The 17876-nt window shown below is 62.3% G+C and carries 18 protein-coding genes; 14 read left to right on the top strand and 4 right to left on the bottom strand.

The window, feature by feature from the left end; all coding sequences use genetic code 11:
• Positions 1-1947 (bottom strand): methyl-accepting chemotaxis protein, encoded by a 1947-nt coding sequence (locus ACKJSM_RS06735; RefSeq protein WP_410237028.1) that lies wholly within the window; start codon positions 1945-1947, stop codon positions 1-3.
• Between the two features lie 50 nt (positions 1948-1997).
• Complete coding sequence (gene gcbA / locus ACKJSM_RS06740; protein ID WP_410237029.1) at positions 1998-3668, bottom strand: diguanylate cyclase GcbA; 1671 nt, start codon at positions 3666-3668, stop codon at positions 1998-2000.
• A gap of 326 nt (positions 3669-3994) precedes the next feature.
• Between gcbA and ACKJSM_RS06745 the strand changes: the two genes are divergently transcribed.
• The 10 genes from ACKJSM_RS06745 to ACKJSM_RS06790 all read left to right on the top strand — a co-directional run bounded on the left by ACKJSM_RS06745 (position 3995) and on the right by ACKJSM_RS06790 (position 13646).
• Entirely contained in the window at positions 3995-5143 is a 1149-nt protein-coding gene (locus ACKJSM_RS06745; protein ID WP_410237070.1) for a DUF2515 family protein, read from the top strand.
• Positions 5143-5862, top strand: coding sequence for a hypothetical protein (locus ACKJSM_RS06750; protein ID WP_410237031.1), 720 nt, complete (start codon positions 5143-5145; stop codon positions 5860-5862). Before ACKJSM_RS06745 ends, ACKJSM_RS06750 begins: the two co-directional genes overlap by 1 nt.
• On the top strand, positions 5841-6347 hold the full coding sequence (locus ACKJSM_RS06755) for an Hcp family type VI secretion system effector (RefSeq protein WP_410237032.1): 507 nt from the start codon (positions 5841-5843) through the stop codon (positions 6345-6347). The genes ACKJSM_RS06750 and ACKJSM_RS06755 overlap by 22 nt, the downstream gene beginning before the upstream one ends.
• The gene (locus tag ACKJSM_RS06760; RefSeq protein WP_410237034.1) at positions 6344-6820 is read left to right on the top strand and encodes a hypothetical protein; all 477 of its coding nucleotides are present in this window, start codon (positions 6344-6346) and stop codon (positions 6818-6820) included. The genes ACKJSM_RS06755 and ACKJSM_RS06760 overlap by 4 nt, the downstream gene beginning before the upstream one ends.
• 137 nt (positions 6821-6957) lie before the next feature.
• On the top strand, positions 6958-8025 hold the full coding sequence (locus ACKJSM_RS06765; protein ID WP_236182382.1) for a DUF2333 family protein: 1068 nt from the start codon (positions 6958-6960) through the stop codon (positions 8023-8025).
• Positions 8026-8028: 3 nt separating this feature from the next.
• The gene (locus tag ACKJSM_RS06770) at positions 8029-8586 is read left to right on the top strand and encodes an NUDIX hydrolase (protein ID WP_236182383.1); all 558 of its coding nucleotides are present in this window, start codon (positions 8029-8031) and stop codon (positions 8584-8586) included.
• Positions 8587-8772: 186 nt separating this feature from the next.
• A complete protein-coding gene (locus tag ACKJSM_RS06775; protein WP_041068080.1) occupies positions 8773-9144 on the top strand; it encodes a translation initiation factor Sui1 in 372 nt (123 codons plus the stop codon).
• A 218-nt stretch (positions 9145-9362) separates the two neighbouring features.
• A complete protein-coding gene (gene speA / locus ACKJSM_RS06780) occupies positions 9363-11276 on the top strand; it encodes an arginine decarboxylase (protein ID WP_011332271.1) in 1914 nt (637 codons plus the stop codon).
• Positions 11277-11508: 232 nt separating this feature from the next.
• On the top strand, positions 11509-12855 hold the full coding sequence (locus tag ACKJSM_RS06785; protein ID WP_410237036.1) for a type VI secretion system Vgr family protein: 1347 nt from the start codon (positions 11509-11511) through the stop codon (positions 12853-12855).
• A complete protein-coding gene (locus ACKJSM_RS06790; RefSeq protein WP_410237038.1) occupies positions 12852-13646 on the top strand; it encodes a DUF4123 domain-containing protein in 795 nt (264 codons plus the stop codon). Before ACKJSM_RS06785 ends, ACKJSM_RS06790 begins: the two co-directional genes overlap by 4 nt.
• Before the next feature lie 9 nt (positions 13647-13655).
• Here ACKJSM_RS06790 and ACKJSM_RS06795 read toward each other — a convergent pair whose 3' ends face one another.
• Both ACKJSM_RS06795 and ACKJSM_RS06800 read right to left on the bottom strand, forming a co-directional pair.
• Complete coding sequence (locus tag ACKJSM_RS06795) at positions 13656-15005, bottom strand: MATE family efflux transporter (RefSeq protein WP_410237040.1); 1350 nt, start codon at positions 15003-15005, stop codon at positions 13656-13658.
• 37 nt (positions 15006-15042) lie between these two features.
• Positions 15043-15336 carry a hypothetical protein gene (locus ACKJSM_RS06800; RefSeq protein WP_007951010.1) on the bottom strand — a complete coding sequence of 98 codons (294 nt, stop codon included), beginning with the start codon at positions 15334-15336 and terminating at the stop codon, positions 15043-15045.
• A 143-nt stretch (positions 15337-15479) separates the two neighbouring features.
• Here ACKJSM_RS06800 and ACKJSM_RS06805 point away from each other — a divergent pair, with 143 nt between their 5' ends.
• Genes ACKJSM_RS06805 through ACKJSM_RS06820 form a run of 4 tightly spaced genes read left to right on the top strand, consistent with a single transcriptional unit; the run spans position 15480 to position 17770 of the window.
• Positions 15480-15782 (top strand): MazG-like family protein, encoded by a 303-nt coding sequence (locus ACKJSM_RS06805; RefSeq protein WP_011332275.1) that lies wholly within the window; start codon positions 15480-15482, stop codon positions 15780-15782.
• Entirely contained in the window at positions 15782-16531 is a 750-nt protein-coding gene (locus ACKJSM_RS06810; protein ID WP_410237041.1) for a methyltransferase, read from the top strand. The genes ACKJSM_RS06805 and ACKJSM_RS06810 overlap by 1 nt, the downstream gene beginning before the upstream one ends.
• A gap of 12 nt (positions 16532-16543) precedes the next feature.
• Complete coding sequence (locus ACKJSM_RS06815; protein ID WP_236182388.1) at positions 16544-17158, top strand: DUF4136 domain-containing protein; 615 nt, start codon at positions 16544-16546, stop codon at positions 17156-17158.
• Positions 17159-17212: 54 nt separating this feature from the next.
• Positions 17213-17770 (top strand): DUF4136 domain-containing protein, encoded by a 558-nt coding sequence (locus ACKJSM_RS06820; RefSeq protein WP_410237042.1) that lies wholly within the window; start codon positions 17213-17215, stop codon positions 17768-17770.
• Positions 17771-17876: the final 106 nt, after the last annotated feature.

Here is a 17876-nt window from a genome sequence, read left to right on the forward strand (position 1 = left end):
TCACACGCGGAACGCCTGCACGGCGGTGTGCAGTTGACCGCCGAGCAACAGCAGGTTCTCGCCTTGCTCGCGACCCTGGCCGATGCGCAGCAGATTGTCCCCGCCCAACTGGTGAATCCGTTCGCTGTGATCGCGGATCTCGCTGACCGCGCCGCTCTGTTGCGCGGTGATGTCGGCGATGCGGATGGCCGTGTCGGAGATGGTCTGGATCGCGCCGACAATCCTGTCCAGCGCACCGTCTGCCGATTGCGCCTGATTGGCCGTAGCCTCGGCGTGTTCGACCTGGGCGCGCATGCCCTCGACCGATTGCCTCGCTGCAGTTTGCAGGCCGGCGATCAGGGTCTGGATTTCTGCGGTGGCGCCGGCGGTGCGTTGCGCCAGCGAGCGCACTTCCTCGGCCACCACGGCGAATCCGCGCCCCATTTCCCCGGCGCGGGCGGCTTCGATCGCCGCGTTGAGCGCCAGCAGGTTGGTCTGGTCGGCAATCGAGCGAATGACCGTCAGCACGCCGCCGATGGTCGCCGACTCTTCGGCCAGGTGTTCGATCATTTGCGCGTTGCCTTGCACTTCGCCGACCAGCGCGTGCAGGCCGGTGAGGCTCTGGCCGATCACTTGTTGCCCGTGTTCGACGGCGAGCCCGGCATGGCGGCTGGCATCGGCGGCCTGGCGTGCATCGCCGGCCACTTGCTGAATGGTCGCTTCCAGTTCGCCGAGGGAGTCACGGATCAGCGCTGTATCGCCGGCCTGGTGTTCGGCGCCGCTGTGCAAGTCATTGCTCAGCTCGGCGAGGGTGCGGCTGCTGCCCGCCACCTGCTCGGCATTGCCGCGAATGGTTCCGACCAGATCCACCAGATAGGCGCGCAGACGATTGAGCGAGGCTTCGATGTCGTGCAGCTCGCGGTTGGTCTTGCCCAGGTGAATATCGCGGCTGAAGTCGCCTTCGGCCCAGGTCGACAGCGCCGGCGCGAGGTTGGTCAAGGTTCGGGCCAAGCGTCGTTGCAGGGTATCGATCAGCAGCGCGATCAGCAGAATCAGGCCGATCATCACGCCTTGCATCAGCCGTACTTCGCCCTGGATCTGCCCGTGCTGGGCGCGCACCACTGGTTCAAGACCGGCGATGGCTTGCTGCACGGCAGCGATTTTCTGGTGGGTCGCGGTGCTCAGGTCGGTGCGTTTCTGGATCTGATCGCGGGTGCGCGCCAGCTCCGCCGGATAACGACCGAGCAGGCTGTTGAGTTCGCGTTTGAGGCCGACGCCGGCGTCTTCGGCGGCGGCTTTTTCTGTGCTTTCGATGCCCATCATCGCGGCGAAGTCGTCGCTGCCGGATTCACTGCTGGCGACCACGCCGAGCAAGGGCAGGGCGTCAATCGTTTGGGCCTGGGCGCGGATGTTGCTGACTTCGCGCTCGACATCGGCGGCCAGTTCGCTGCGTCCGCTGCTGACCAGTTTGTCCCGGGCCAGCGACAGTTTGCCCAGTTGTTGGGAGGCAATCAGCAGGGGCGTCAGGTAGGTCGCGTTGCCGCCGGCGTAGGTGCTGAGCTGATCAAGGCTGGCGCTCAATTCGCGCTCGGCCTGCAACAGCAGGGCTTGTGGGTCACCGGCCAGTTTGCCGGCGGCCAGCAGGTCGGTCTTGCTGAATCCATCGAGGTCGGTGAGGCTCGGGCGCAGGGTGTCGGCCAGGGCGGGCGGCAACTCGCCGAGTTCTTTCTGCAAATGATCGATGGCCTGACTGGCGCTGCTCAGACGCAGGGCGTCGCCACTGGCCAGGTAATCCTCGACATTGCGTGCCACGTCATTCTGAAATTGCTGCGACAGCCCCAGGTAACGCTCCATCAACAGATACGGGCGTTCCAGAGCTTTCTGCGACCACCACAGCGTGGCACCGAGAGCCACGCAGACGGCGACCAGCAACAGAGTATTGAGATTGGTGAGCAACTTCAGGCGCATGACGGCTACCAACGGCAGAATGGTAAGCGCCTGAATTTATTGCGGTTCTGTTACAGGGTTATGACCGATTGGGTCGATTCCGATGAAAAAGTGGCACTTTGCTTTGAGTCGCGCGCGGTCTGCACCCGATTGCGTCCTTCGCCCTTGGCGCGGTACAGCGCCTCGTCGGCCTGGCTGGCCATCATCAGGCTGTCGGAGTCGTCGCGCATCTCCACCACGCCGGCGCTGAAGGTGCACCACAGATCCTGCGGCTGGGCCGGATAGTGAATCTCGGCAAAGCGCTGGCGGATTTCATCGAGCACTTTGTGCGCGGCTTCTATATCGGTGTCGGGCATGACGATGGCGAACTCTTCGCCACCGTAGCGGCCGATGAAATCGGTCTTGCGCAGACGCTGCTTGAGGAACAGCGCCAGGCTCTTGATCACGCGGTCGCCCATGGGGTGGCCGTGGCTGTCGTTGACCCGTTTGAAGTGATCAATGTCGAGCATGGCAAAGCTCAGCGGCTTGTTCTCGCGGCGGGCGCGGAACGAGCAGTCTTCGAGCAATTGCAGAATGTGGGTGTGGTTGTACAGGCCGGTGAGGCTGTCGCGGACCATCCGCGCTTTCAGGTTGCGCGCGCGGGCGGCGCGGTTGCGCACGGTGGTGATCAGGTGACGCGGCTTGATCGGCTTGGTCAGGAAGTCGTCGCCGCCCTCGCTCATGGCGTCGAGCTGCTTGTCCAGATCGTCTTCGGCCGACAGGTAAATGATCGGCACGCTGACGTAGCGGTCGTTGTGACGGATGACCTTGGCCAGTTCGGTGCCGGTGCAGGCCGGCATGTACATGTCGAGAATGATCAGGTCCGGCTGAAAGTCCGCCAGCTCCGCCATGGCCTGGATCGGTTCGATCAGGGTGCGGGTGACGATCCCGGCGCTGTTGAGCAGGCGCTCGGTGTGCAGTGCCTGGGCGCGGGAGTCGTCGATGATCAACACTTTATAGGGTTCGTACTGGGCGACGCAGGTCAGGACTTCGATCTTCTCCAGCAGGCTCGAGGCTTCGAGGGTGCCGGTGAGAAATTCCTGGCCTCCGGCGCGTACCGCCGCGAGGCGGGTCGGGGTGTCGGTTTCGTGCAGACTGAAGAACAGCAGCGGCAGCGGTTCTTCCAGACCCTGCTGGGCTTCGGCGGCGAGTTTCAGGCCGACGCCGGCACCGCTGAAATCCACGTCCATGACGATCGCGGCCGGCAGGCGCTCGACCATCGAGGAGCGAAACGCCGACACACTGTCCAGCGCCTGGGCGCTCAGACCGAAAAACTCCAGCTGCTTGGCCAGCCGCTCGGCGCGGTCGTGATCCTGCAGCATCACGTAGATCGGTTTGCGCAGGGGCGGCAGGAAGGTCTGATCGAGCTGATCGCCATGGCGCAGCCCGGTGCGCGACAGGCGCTGCATCAAACGGTTGAGGTCGGTGATCAGGCCGCTGCTCAGGCGTCCGCGATTGGCATCCACCGCTTCCAGCGACTGGCTGATGTGGCGGGCCAGCTGCGTGTGTTCGGGCTGTTCGAAGCGCTCGGCAAAACGCAGCAGGCGCAGATTGGCCTCGCTCAGTTCGGCGAGATCGGCAGTGGACCACTCACTGCGTTGCAGGCGCTGCCATATCTCAAGAATCTGACGTGCCTGATGAATTACCCGCTGGGCAAAGTGGTGCTTGAGGCGCTCACGGCTGGGGTCTTCTGGCTCGGTCATATCCTGACTACTAGTTAGGCTGCATGCTGAGATCGACTGGTGGCTCTATGCTAGCACCTCTTTTCCCTTACATGAGTGTCGTACGTCAATAATCTGCTGTGCGTCACCATTCAGTTTCTGACTGGGCGGTTTTGTCCGGGACTTGCTCGTCGATCAAGTGCCCGTGAACCGGGCCTTAAAGGATGTTTCTCAAGGCTTTTGAGGACGCTTCCCCCGCACTGGATGGTCATCGTCTGTCAGGGCTTTCTGATTTTTCCCAAGGTCGGTTTCGCAAGGGTTTTGCGCTGGTAGGGTCAGGGAAACCCCTACCGGATGTTTGCCCGAACATGGCCCAGTGTTTCAACAAACACCCCAGCGATGCCCAGCGCCTGAATCACAGCATCACGCCGGTCGCCGACTGCGAGTGCAATGAAGAGAGGTTGTATGGCGAACGGGTGAGGGTGACCGAGGTACCGGTTTTGACGTGCCAGTGCCTTTGGCGTGCCTATCAGCGGGAGGCGGAAAAAATCGTCGCTCCTGACGGCGTGTTGATCGCCGATCCCGTGCAGCGCAATCGGGCGATCAACGCCGCGTATGCCCGACTGTGGCTGCATGACTCGCGGTTCCAGTGGGCCGGGCTGGCGGCGTTCGCGTCCAAGCAGGTCGGTTGTGGATTGCTGCATGCGGCGGACAGTATCGAGCTGATCCGCCAGGAGCATGAGGCGCGGCAGCGGGTGCGGGGCGGGCGCCGTGAGTCCGGGCTGCTCACTCCGGACAAAATGCCCCGACAGGCCGAGGACTGGGGGGATTACCAAGAGGCGAGGGCGCGCAACCCTGTGCCTTCGCTGGATTTGCGTACTTCGGGTGAAGAGCTGTCATTGGTGCAGCAACAGTTCCGGCATGTGTACGACATGATGGCGATGGGCAATACCACGCTGTTTCTGGACGTTTATCCGCTGCATCAGTTTTATGCGGTGCGAGGGTTGGCGGAGTTGAAGAAGTGTTTGAGGGCACGCGAAGGCATTTATGGGTACGCAAAGTTTCCCGTGCTTTGGCCGGTAAGTCAGGAAACGCTCCCGTTTGGGAAGGCGTTTGAACAAGTCTTGAATGCCTTCGAGGCCATTGAGGCGGGAAACATTGCCTCAAGCGTGCAACATCTGGCCTGGCACGAACAGCAAAACATTCTTCAGCCGAGCATCTACGAAAACCGTCAATTGGTAATGCTGCTGCGTAGCAACCATTTTTCCTACGTGACCGGCTTCCCTTCCGGTGTAGCCCAGGCCATCGAGCTGACCCTCTCCAGTCAATGTCAGCGGGTCGATGACGGTCGCACCATCGATTTTGGCCGCAACCCGCTGGCGGACCTGTCCGATCTCGATCAGCGAATGGCGTTTGTCCTGCGGGCCGCAGCCCGTTTTCACCAGATGCTCAATGACAGCAACAGAGACGCACTGGCGCAATCCATCCGTGAGATTGCTGCCTTGGAGGGCGCTTGATGCGCTTGCGTGCCTGTCTGTCCAGATGGCGTTGTTGGGCATGGCTGGGGTTTTGTGGTGTTTTGGCAGTGGCTGCTGCACGTCAATTGACACAGCCTCTGTGGGGCGATTCTGTGATCGCCATGTCCGTTGGAGGAACGTATGAATACATGCGTGACCATTCGACCGCACCCCTCGTTATATGGGGCCATGTTGGCAGGCGCGTCTGGGGTGGCGCTTCCAGGACAGATGCGCGCCTGCGATTTGTCGATCCGCAGTACGGTTTCGAAACGCCGCTGGCGCGGTTCTTTACGTTCACTTTCAAGGGTGACGTGGTCGGTAATATTCGTATGTCTCCCCAGGTCGAACCGTTGCTGATTGAAGATGCCTTGAAGGTCGTTCTCGATCTGCAAGCCCAATGGTGCGCGAAAGGGTGGAAACCCATGGGGACGCGGCACAATCCCACCATCGCGGACACCCCCGAGTGGCGGGCCTTTCTAAGGCCGGGGGTACGGACTGGTACCACTTACTGGAAGGCCGGCGAGCAGTACGAAGCGATGTTGTTTCTTGGACGATTCGCCGACTCCAGACACCCCGATCAGGAGCGCTATCTCATCACTCTAGAGCTCAGCAGACCCTGGAGATTCGAGGAAACGGAAGACCTCTACGAAGAACCCCACCCCTTTCCCCCGCCGCAACCCAAAAAAGGAGCAATACCATGCCAACCCCAGCCTTCATGACCATTCTTGGCAGCCGCCAGGGCCTGATCAGCGCCGGTGCCTTCACCGAACCGTCGGTGGGCAACAGCTACCAGAACGGGCGTGAGGACAAGATCATGGTTCAGGCCTTCAGCCACGGCATTCTCCTGCCCAACGGCGCGGGTGCCGGGCGGCGAATGCACAAGCCGCTGGTCATCACCAAAACCATCGACAAAGCGTCGCCGCTGATCCAGGTCGCCCTGTGTTCCGGTGAACGGCTGAGCAAGTGTTGTCTGGAGTTCTATCGAACATCGGCCCACGGTACTCAGGAGCACTTCTATACGATTGAACTGGAGGACGCGCAGATCGTCAGCGCCGAGGTCTTTATGCCCGACTGCCAGGACCCAGTCACAGCGCACCTGACACAACGGGAAAAAGTCCACTTCAGTTACCGGCGCATCTACTGGCGGCATGAGATCAGCCGGACAATGGGCTCGGATGAGTGGCAGAGCGAGGGCCAGGGATGAGGCTGGTTCACCATTCGCACCTGACCGAAAACGAGCGCCTGCATGTCTATCCGGTGGATCAGGCGCTGGAGCGGGTTTGCAAGGTATTGCTGGAAAGGCAACCCCTCGAAGGTCTCGATCAACTGCGGGCAGGCCTGATGCTCGATCTGGACAGCGAAGTACTGGAGCACATCGAGCGCGGCGACTGGCGGTTGCTCAGGTCAGAAGCCGATTACAGCGAATGGCCGGTTGCCCAGGCAGCCTTCGATCAGGCGGTGCTCGACCTGATGAACAATCCACCGGCTCAACCCACCCGAACACCGCGAATCTATCGTCTGGTCGACAGCATGACCGGCGAGCCATTGCCGCTGCAGGCCTACATTGCAACCATCGATGGGGTTCCCACCCAGCGCCGAACTGATGCCGAGGGCATTGCTCATCTGTTCATGCCGGAGGATGCCGGGCAGATTTCAATGCGAATTTTCAACGTCTGAAGCCTGCGTCTATCCTTTCGTTCACTGACGACCTCCACTTGTTTTTCTCCGCTACCCTGATCGCGGGTGCCCGGTCGAGGCACGTTGTTGTATGGTTGTGGTCGAACCGTTGAACCCAAGATTGAAAGGATATCGCCATGCTGGACTGGAAGAACCGCGCGGGCAGCGCGCCTGAACGTGCCGCCGAGCCCAAGTCGGCCACCCGCAGCTATGTCGGCGGGCTGTTGTTCAGCCGGGCGCTGGCCACGCTGGTCGCCATTTACCTGTTGGTGACCATTGCCCTTGGCTGGTACTGGAGCCAGGAGCCGGCGCTGTTTCCCGTGGCGCAGAACGCTCAGGTTGCCGCCGAGAAAGAGGGCAGGCAGATGGTGGTCGGCTACACCACCGTCGAAACCCTGAAAACCGTTGCCGGCACTTTGCTCGACAAGCCGGGTGGCTATATTTCCAACGACCGTTTCCCGCCGGGCTTGTGGATGGACAACATGCCGAGCTGGGAATACGGCGTGTTGGTGCAGGTCCGCGACCTGACCCGCGCCTTGCGCAAGGATTTCGCCCGCTCGCAGTCGCAATCGGCTGAAGACGCCGACCTGGCCAAGGCCGAGCCGCGCTTCAACTTCGACAACAAGAGCTGGATCCTGCCGTCCAGCGAGTCGGAATATCAGGAAGGCATCAATTCCCTGAGCCGTTATCAGGCGCGCCTGTCCGACCCGGCCCAGAAAAGTGCGTTGTTCTATGCCCGCGCCGACAACCTGAACAACTGGCTGGGTGATGTCGGCACTCGCCTCGGTTCTCTGTCGCAACGCCTGTCGGCCAGTGTCGGCCGGGTCAAACTCAACACTGCGCTGAAAACCGAAGTGCCGGCGGTGGGTGAAGTGCCGCAGGTCGACGAGGAAGTGGTCGAGACTCCCTGGATGCAGATCGACAACGTGTTCTATGAGGCCCGTGGCCAGGCCTGGGCGCTGTCGCACCTGCTGCGCGCGATCGAGGTCGATTTCGCCGACGTGCTGGCGAAGAAGAACGCGACCGTCAGCGTGCGTCAGATCATCCGTGAGCTGGAAGCGTCTCAGGAACCGGTCTGGAGCCCGATGATCCTCAACGGCAGCGGCTTCGGTGTGCTGGCCAACCACTCGCTGGTCATGGCCAACTACATTTCCCGGGCCAACGCGGCCGTGATCGATTTGCGTCAACTGCTCAATCAGGGCTGAGTCATGGACGAGAGCGCCAAAGAGGCGGCTCACCGCGCCGCTTCGGATGCCGAACAGATCGCCTGGGTCGACGAGCAGGACAACCTGCTCGGTGCGCTGGTGCGTTCGGACCTGCGAGAACGCGGACTGATCGGCCGTGGTACCTACATCATGCTGTTCAACTCCGCCGGTGAGCTTTGCGTCCATCGGCGTACGTTGAGCAAAGCCATCTATCCCGGTTACTGGGACGTGGCGGCGGGCGGCATGGTGCAGGCGAACGAGACCTACGCCGAGTCGGCGGCCCGTGAGCTGGAAGAAGAGTTGGGAGTGAGCGGCGTCGAGCTGACGGCTCACGACCACTTCTACTTCGAGGACACCGGCAATCGCCTGTGGTGTTCGGCGTTTTCGGCAGTGTGGGACGGGCCGCTGATCCTGCAGCCGGAGGAGGTGCTCGAAGCGCGCTTCATTCCCGTCGAGCAGGTCATGCGGGAAATCCGGCAAAAACCTTATTGCCCGGACTCTCTGGCCGCGTTGCAACGCTATTTGAAGGCGCAACAAAGCGACGTCGCAAAGAACACATAAATTGGCGCCGATTGGCACTTAGCAATCGGCGTTTTTGCCGTTACACTGCGCGACCTTTTCAAGCTGTGCCGGTCCGCTTTCAGGAGCTGATGGCACAGTAGCGCTGCCCCTGCCTGAGTGGGGCTTCGCGGTCGATAGCCTTGCCCGAGGCTGCGATCAGTCTTTGTCCTCCCGAGAGGATTGCCGGTGGCCAAAAAAGCCGCATCCTTCGCCGCCCTGGGCGGCCTGGTATTTTCCACCGACGCAGGTCGTCATTGCCCGGAATGCAGCAAGCCGGTGGACGCCTGTATCTGCAAGCAAACCGTGATTCCGGCCGGCGACGGCATTGCCCGCGTGCGCCGCGAGAGCAAGGGTCGTGGCGGCAAGACGGTGACCACCATCACCGGTGTGCCCCTGGCCGAAGACGCACTGAAGGAGCTGGCGACAACGTTGAAGAAACGTTGCGGCACTGGCGGTGCGTTGAAAGACGGGGTCATCGAGATTCAGGGCGACCATGTCGAGCTACTGCTGGCCGAACTGATCAAGCACGGTTTCAAGGCGAAGAAGTCCGGCGGCTAGCAGCCTCTGTGAAACCCACCGGCGGCTTGATTCAGCTCCAGAGTCCCTGGGTCTGACGTCGTTTCCATGGTTTTCACAGAGCCTGTTCATGAACGGTTTCTAAACTCAACGCAGTCAGCGCGGTCTACCGCCCCGCTGACGAACCGTCATTTTCATTCTTTAGACTGCGCCGGCCTGCGATCAGGCGACGCACTATGACTTCTTTATAGGGGACTTCGATGTCCGTACGACGCACACGCAAAGACGATGGCAGCCAATGGACAGTTGCGGACAGCCGCAGTGTTTACGGGATTCGCCATTGGGGGGCCGGGTATTTCGCGATCAATGACGCCGGTCGCGTCGAAGTTCGTCCGAACGGCCCGAGCAGCTCGCCTATCGATCTGTTCGAACAAGTCGACCAGTTGCGCAAGAGCGGCTTGTCCCTGCCGCTGCTGGTGCGTTTCCCCGACATTCTGCAAGACCGTGTCCGTCAGCTGACCGGCGCGTTCGACGCCAACATCGAGCGTCTGGAGTATCAGAGCAAATACACCGCGCTTTACCCGATCAAGGTCAACCAGCAGGAAGCAGTGATTGAAAACATTATCGCCACCCAGAACGTTTCGATCGGTCTGGAAGCCGGCTCCAAGCCTGAACTGCTGGCGGTGCTGGCGCTGGCGCCGAAGGGCGGGACCATCGTCTGCAACGGTTACAAGGACCGCGAGTTCATCCGTCTGGCGCTGATGGGCCAGAAGCTCGGCCACAATGTATTCATCGTGATCGAGAAAGAATCGGAAGTCGGTCTGGTGATCGAAGAAGCCGCCTCGCTCAAGGTCAAGCCGCAGGTCGGCCTGCGCGTGCGTCTGTCGTCCCTGGCGTCGTCGAAGTGGGCGGACACCGGTGGCGAGAAATCCAAGTTCGGTCTGTCGGCGGCGCAACTGCTGTCGGTGGTCGAGCGTTTCCGCGCGGCGGGCCTGGATCAGGGCATCCGTCTGCTGCACTTCCACATGGGTTCGCAGATCGCCAACCTGGCTGACTACCAGCACGGCTTCAAGGAAGCGATCCGTTACTACGGCGAGCTGCGCAACCTCGGTCTGCCGGTCGATCACATCGACGTCGGTGGTGGCCTGGGTGTGGACTACGACGGTACACACTCGCGCAACGCCAGTTCGATCAACTACGACATGGACGATTACGCCGGTGTCGTGGTCGGCATGCTCAAAGAGTTCTGCGACGCGCAGGCCCTGCCGCATCCGCACATCTTCTCCGAAAGCGGCCGCTCGCTGACCGCGCACCACGCGATGCTGGTGGTGCAGGTGACCGACGTCGAGAAACACAATGACGACGTGCCGCAGATCGAAAACAAGGAAGCGCTGCCGGAAACCGTGCAGTGGCTGGTTGACCTGCTCGGTCCGACCGACATCGAAATGGTCACCGAGACCTACTGGCGCGCCACCCACTACATGAGCGACGTGGCCGCCCAGTACGCCGACGGCAAACTGACCCTGGCCGAGAAAGCCCTGGCCGAGCAGTGCTACTTCGCGGTGTGCCGTCGTCTGCACAACTCGCTGAAGGCGCGTCAGCGTTCGCACCGTCAGGTGCTGGACGAACTCAACGACAAGCTGGCCGACAAGTACATCTGCAACTTCTCGGTGTTCCAGAGCCTGCCGGACACCTGGGCGATCGATCAGGTGCTGCCGATCATCCCGCTGCACCGTCTCGACGAAGAACCGCTGCGTCGCGCGGTGCTGCAGGATCTGACCTGCGACTCCGACGGCAAGATCAACCAGTACGTCGACGAGCAAAGCATCGAGACCAGCCTGCCGGTGCACGCGCTGAACGAAGGTGAAGACTACTTGCTGGGCGTGTTCCTGGTCGGGGCCTATCAGGAAATCCTCGGCGACATGCACAACCTGTTCGGTGACACCGACTCGGTGAACATCTACCAGAACGCCGACGGCAGCGTGTACCACGCCGGCATTGAAACCCACGACACCATCGAAGACATGCTGCGCTACGTGCACCTGTCGCCGGAAGAGTTGATGACCCACTACCGCGACAAGTGCGCCAGTGCCCGCATCAGCGCCAGCGAGCGTACCCAGTTCCTCGATGCATTGCGCCTGGGTCTGACCCGCTCCTCTTACCTGTCTTCCTGAGGCCAGGTTTCGCTTTCATCTGGTTGTCTGAAATTGTTCCGCCCATCGCGGACGTTTCAGATAACCGGGTGAGACGCTTCTTTTTCTCTTCGCGAAACGGCCTGCTTCCGGGCGAGCAAAGTGACGTCGTCTGCTTTTCGCGTAGGTCATTTCCGAATTTGTAGTTCGGCCCTCTACTCGGCCATGGGTCTCGGCGAGAATCCCCGCCCGCCCCCCTGTAGAGATTCCCTCCATGTTCGATCCAGCCGACGAGCCGTCGTTTCGTCTCGATGTAGCGGGCCTGTCCGACTCGCTTGAAGTCCTGGCATTCACGGGTTGCGAAGCCATCAGCGAGCCTTTTGCGTTCGAGATCGACGTGCTGGTCAATGATCCGCACCTGGACCTTGCCGGGCTGATGTATCGTTCGGCGCGCCTGTGTTTCGGGCCTGGTGACAATGGTGTTCACGGGCAGTTGCACAGCCTTGTCCAGCATGAACAAGGACGCGGTGCCCGGTTGTGCCGGGCGCGGCTCGGGCCGCGGTTGAGCTGTCTGGGGCTGCGCTTCAGCCAACGCATCTTCAGCGACCGCTCGGTGCCGCAGATTCTTGATCAGGTGCTCAGAGAGCACGGCATCAGTGGCAACTGGCGCCGGTTCGATCTGCAGGCTGTGTATCCGCCCCGGACATTCTGCACCCAGTACGGCGAGTCGGATCTGCAACTGGTGCAGCGGTTGTGTGGGCAGGCACGCATTCACTATCACTTCGAACATGGGAGCCGAGGACATTGCCTGGTGTTCGGGGATGACCCGGCCCGGCTGCCGCGCGCCGGCAATCTGCGATTCGAGGGCGAGCAAGGGGAGCGGTCGCCGACAGTGCGCCGCTGGCAACTGGGCGAGCACGCGTGCCTGCACGCAGAAGGCTCGCGGCGAACGCGTACGGCGCAGGGGCACTCCGACTCGCCAACCCTGCGCAGTGGCCAATGGTTGACGATCTCCGGCGAGCCCCTGGCAGACGCGAATACGCAATGGCTGGTGAGCCGAATCGAGCACCGGGCCGATCAGTCACTCGAACCGCCCTACAGCAACAGGATTTTTGCCGCTGACCAGTTATCGGCATCCCGGTCATCCGTTGACCACCAGGGGGCGCGCATGTGCAGCCCGCAACGTGCGTGGGTGGTGTCGGTCGAGGACGCGCAACCTGATGCCGTGCGGCCGGTGGCCGTTCAGTTCGACTGGCTTTATCAGGGCGAGGGGGCCCGTCCCAGCCACTGCTGGCTGCCGCTGGCTCCGGCGTTGGCCGATACGCCGATGGCATCATTGAAGGACGGGGTCGAGGTGGTGGTGAGCTTTCTGGAAGGTGACCCCGAGCGGCCCGTGATCAGTGGCGTCTTGCAGGCCCCGGCACTCACCGAGGCCGTCGAGGATGACGCACCGTCGCTGCCCGAACACCTGGATATCACGGGCTTGCCTCAATGGTTGAAGGCGGCCGAGCCTTTGTTGTTGCTGTGCCTGATACCGGGGGGCGGCAGTTATCGCCATTGCGCGGCATCACTGTGCAGCTGTCGATTGGTCGCCGGGCTCAAAACGAGCGACGGAAGATGAGCGTCGCGGCTCCCGGGCAACGTGCGCAGTGGTTGCTGCTGGACATCGCACAGGCACCGCAGGCAGTGAAGACGTTACGCCAGGGATTCTCCGGTGTGAACAGCCTGAAGCTGTTTGACGGTACCGAGTTTGAGCCGGCCAGTGAGCAAGGACCATGGCTGGTGGACCTGCGCGATAGCCCTGCGCTGTCGGCGCTCTGCCACACCGACCCGCTGACCTGGCAAGGGCTGTTGCTGGGCAGCGACGCTGCGGCGCAGGCATTGCGCGAACACTTGCAGCGGATGCTGACCGTGTCCATCGGCCTGAACCACCGGGCACTGCTCAATTTCTACAATCGTCAGACCGCCAGCTACTTTTTCGATGCCTGCGATGCCCGGCAATTGAGCTGCTGGCTTGGGCCGATCGGATGGCTGCGCTGGTTCGGCGGGACCTGGGCCGATCTGGCCGGCGGCAGTCAGGGCTGGCAGCAACTGCGCAATCCGGGGCTGGCCGTGGAGCCGCTGCGGATCGAGCAAAGCCTGACCCGCCGACAGCGTGAACGCTTGCATCGTTGTCTGCTGGATCAGCATGTCTGGCGCTGGAGTCAGGCGACGGGGAGCGACTATCGGTTGATGTCAGCCTTTCAGGAGCAAGGCCTGGCGCTGGGGTTCAGCGAGCCGGCGCTGCTGGACGACTGGTTGTGGCTGCGGTTGCAGCATCCGCGTGCCGAACTGATGCCGCTGCCGCAAGGTTTGACCCCACGGGAGCGGCTCGAACTGTTACGTCGGCGCTGGCTGAATGATCCGTCGTGAGGCGTCGCTTCAGTGAGCGGCACCGTTGAACCAGCCATCGGTGCGCCGCAGCCACCACGCCAGTCCCCCGAGCGTCAGGCTGCGCAGCACCATGAACAGCAGGAATGAAATCCACAGGCCGTGATTGCCCAGACCTTGGAGCGCCCAGGCGATCGGCAGCAGCAGAATCACGGTCGCCAGCATGCCGTTGCGCATTTCCCGGGCGCGGGTGGCACCGATGAACAGGCCGTCGAGCAAGTAGCTCCAGACCGCGATCAACGGCAGGACGGCCAGGTAGGGCAGGTAGATGAACGCGGTATCGCGCACGCTCTGGATGTCGGTCTGCATTGCGATGAACAAGTGGCCGGCCAGCAGAAACAGTGCGGCAAAGCCCAGGCTCGCCAGCAACGACCAGCCACCGGCAACCACCAGCGAACGACGCAGGGCCAGACGATCCCGGGCGCCGATGGCGTGGCCGCACAGGGCTTCGACGGCGTGGGCCAGACCGTCCAGTGCGTGGGCGGTCAGCAGCAGGCCGTTGAGCAGCAGCGCGTTGGCCGCGACCGTGGCATCGCCGAGCCGGGCACCCTGCACGGTGATCAGGAAAAACACCGATTGCAGAGCCAGGCTGCGAATGAAAATGTCGCGGTTGACCGCCAGCAGCGGACGCCAGCTCTGCCAGACCTTCAGTGCCGCCCAGGCGATGTGGCCGGGATAGGCACGAAGCGCCTTGCGGGTCATCCACAGGCCGAGCAGGGCGCCGCTCCATTCGGCGATCACCGAGGCCCGCGCCGAACCGACCACGCCCCAGTCCAGGCCGATCACGAACCACAGGTTGAGCACGATGTTGATCAGGTTGGTGCTCAGCAGAATGACCAGCGGCGCCCGGGCGTTCTGGGTGCCGAGGAACCAGCCGACCAGCGCATAACTGGCCAGCGCCGCCGGCAGCCCGAACAGCCGGGTGTGGAAGAAGTCGCGGGTCAGCTGATCCAGTTCCGCCGACGGTTGCATGAAGTGCAGCGCAACCCCGCTCAGCGGTACGCCCAGCGTTCCGAGCAGCAGCGCCAGCCCCATCGCCAGCAGCAGACCCTGAAGCAGAATCTGTCGCAAGGCCGCACCGTCGCTGCGTCCGGCGGCCTGGGCGGCGAACCCGGTGGTGCCCATGCGCAGAAACCCCATGGCCCAGGCCAGAAAGGTATACAGGCTGGCGCCCACCGCCACCGCGCCCAGCTGATGGGCGTGGGGCAGATGGCCGATGACGGTGCTGTCGACCAGTGCCACCAGCGGCACGGAAATGTTGGACAGGATCATGGGGGCGGCGAGGGCCCAGACCCGGCGATGGGTCGGGCGATCGCGCCAGTCGGCGATCAGGTTGGACATGCGGGCTCCTTGGGGAGCGGCATTGTAACGGGAGGCGTCAGTGAATGATCCAGCTCAGCAGCCACAATCCCAGCAGCAACCAGATGATCCCGGCGATGATCGAGGCATTCATGAATGCGCGAATCGCCGACCACAGCAGCATCAGGCCGACGATCAGCGCGATGATGCTGATGATCGAGGTGTCCATGCCCAGCGCCTTCGACAGCCCGTCGACAAAGTTGCCACCGGCGTTGCCCAGCAGATTGAACAGGCCGCTGAGGCCGTCGACGATGAATCGGATGATCGAGCCGAGCGCCTGCCCGAGCCATTCGAAAAAGCTTTCTACCTGCATGTCTGTTTCCTGATGAAAGAGCTGAGCCTTGGGCCGCAGCGAGGGCGGTCGAGTTCCCTGCAAGCATAGAGGGTTTTACCGGGCGACTGGCGCTTGCCTTCGCTCCGCATCCCCCCGAAGCTATACGCCTTCAGGAGAGCCCGATGAACCTTGTTGAACTGACCGAACGCCTGCACGCCATTCGCGACCGCAATGACTGGCGGCAATTTCACAGCCCGAAAAACCTGGCCATGGCTGCCAGCGTGGAAATGTCCGAACTGGTGGAAATCTTCCAGTGGCTGACCGAAGACCAGTCCCGCGAACTGCCAGCGGACAAACTCGCCCACGCCGGCCAGGAAGTCGGCGACATTGTTCTCTATCTGTTGCTGCTGTGCAGCGAGCTGGGCCTGGACATGAATGAAGTGGTGCGCAGCAAACTCGCCGACAGCGAACGGCGGTTCAGCTGATGAGCGACCGTCATTTCGACCAGTTGGCGACCCGTTTCGCCGAGAAAATCTACGGCGGTGCCAAAGGCGCGATCCGTCTCGCGGTGCTGCAGGCCGACCTCGCCGAAGCCTTGCCGGATCGCCCGTTGCGGGTGCTGGACATCGGTGGCGGCCTGGGCCACATGTCGTTGTGGCTGGCTGAGCGCGGGCACGAGGTGACCTTTACCGAGCCGGCCGAACCGATGCTCGAAGGCGCACGCCAGCGCTTTGCCGAAGCCGGGCAAACCGCGACGTTCATTCAGGCGCCCTGGCAGGAACTGCTCGGCCAGCTCACCGAACCCTTCGATCTGGTGTTGTGCCATGCGGTGCTGGAATGGCTGGCCGAACCCCACGCGATTCTGCCGGTGCTGCATCAGTTGACCAAACCCGGCGGCTGGCTGTCGCTGGCGTTCTACAACCGCGATGCGCTGATTTACCGGAACCTGCTCAAAGGCCATTTCAAGAAAATGCGCAAGAACGACATGGCCGGCGAAAAGCAGAGCCTGACCCCGCAGCAGCCGCTCGATCCACGGGAACTGGCGACGCAACTCACCGGGTTGTGGCAGGTCGAAACCCAGAGCGGGGTGCGGGTTTTCCACGATTACATGCCGGTGGAATTCCAGGCCCGCGCCGAGTTGACTGATTTGCTCGAGATGGAACTCGCCCACCGTCGTCACCCAGGCTTCGCCGGGCTTGGGCGTTACTTGCACTGGATCTGCCGGCCGATCTGATCGGAGCGAGATATGAAAGGTCATTCAGGGTTACTGCTGATCTGTCTGGGGTTGGCCGCTTGCCAGGGCAGCAACCCCTACGTGGCGCAGTCGCGACCGTTGCCGCCGGCGCCACCGCAGGCGGCAACCACTTTCGACCGCAGCGCTTATCCTGCGCCGCCACGGGATTACGGGCGCTATCGCAGTTGGGCGTGGCTCAACGGTCAGCTGCCGCCGGGCACGGCCTGGGCGGATTCGGCGCAAGTGGCCGAAGCTGTCAGCAGTGCGCTGGACCAGCGCGGCCTGCGCCCGCTGCATGACAACCGCCCCGCCGATCTGCTGGTCAGTGCCCACCTGAGCCTGGAAACCCGCCTGCGTCAGGTGCAGGACGATTACGGTTACTACGGCGGCGGATACGGCGGTTATGACCGTTACGGTCGGGGTTACGGGATGTACAACACGGTGCCGATCGTGCGTACCTATCAGGAACAGGTCGTGGTGGTGCGGGTTGATCTGTTCGACGCCGGCAGCGGTCAACCGGTCTGGAGCGCCAGCGCCGAAACCGGCACGCAAGGCAAGCAAAGTGATCGCACCGATGCGATTCGGCAGGCTGTCGAAAAGGCCCTGTCGGCGTATCCTCCCGGTTAGCCTTCTGCAAATGAAAGCGCCCCTCAGGTTCATGTCTTCCACCGGAGAAAAACCATGTTCCGCCGTCTCGCTTTACTGGCCGTGGCCGCGCTGCTCAGTGCCTGCGCCTCGAACCAGGTCAATCATGATTTCGACGCCAGCCGCGACTTTGCCGCTTATCGCAGCTGGAGCTGGAAAGACCCCGCCCTGCAATACCGCCCCGATGATCCACGGATCAAGAGCGACCTGACCGAGCAGCGCATCCGTCAGGCCGTCGCCGATCAACTGGATCAGCGTGGCCTGCGCCCGGCTGCCTCGGGCACCCGAGGCGATCTGAATGTTCAGACCTACCTGATCGTCGAGGACCGTCAGCAACAGGTGACCACCAACTACGGCGGCGGTTGGGGTGGCCCGTGGAACGGTTACTGGGGCGCGCCGATGTACAACGAAACCCGCAACATCACCTACAAGGTGGCGACCATTCAGGTCGATCTGCTCGATGGCAAGGACGGCAAACTGGTGTGGCGCGGCAGCGACGAGCAAATGCTCAGCCGCACGCCGAACCCGGCGGATCGCAGCAATGCCATCCGCGAAACCGTGGCGCGGATCCTGTCCAACTATCCACCGCGTTGAGTCTGTTGAAAAAGTACGGGAGCCAGATGGCTCCCGTTTTTTATGGGCGGGTGAAAATGGCGCGTTGCCAGCAGTGTTGTCTGCGCGTGTCTACACTCATACCCAT

The sequence above is a fragment of the Pseudomonas sp. PHC1 genome (genome assembly GCF_046487845.1).
Classification (GTDB): domain Bacteria; phylum Pseudomonadota; class Gammaproteobacteria; order Pseudomonadales; family Pseudomonadaceae; genus Aquipseudomonas; species Aquipseudomonas sputi.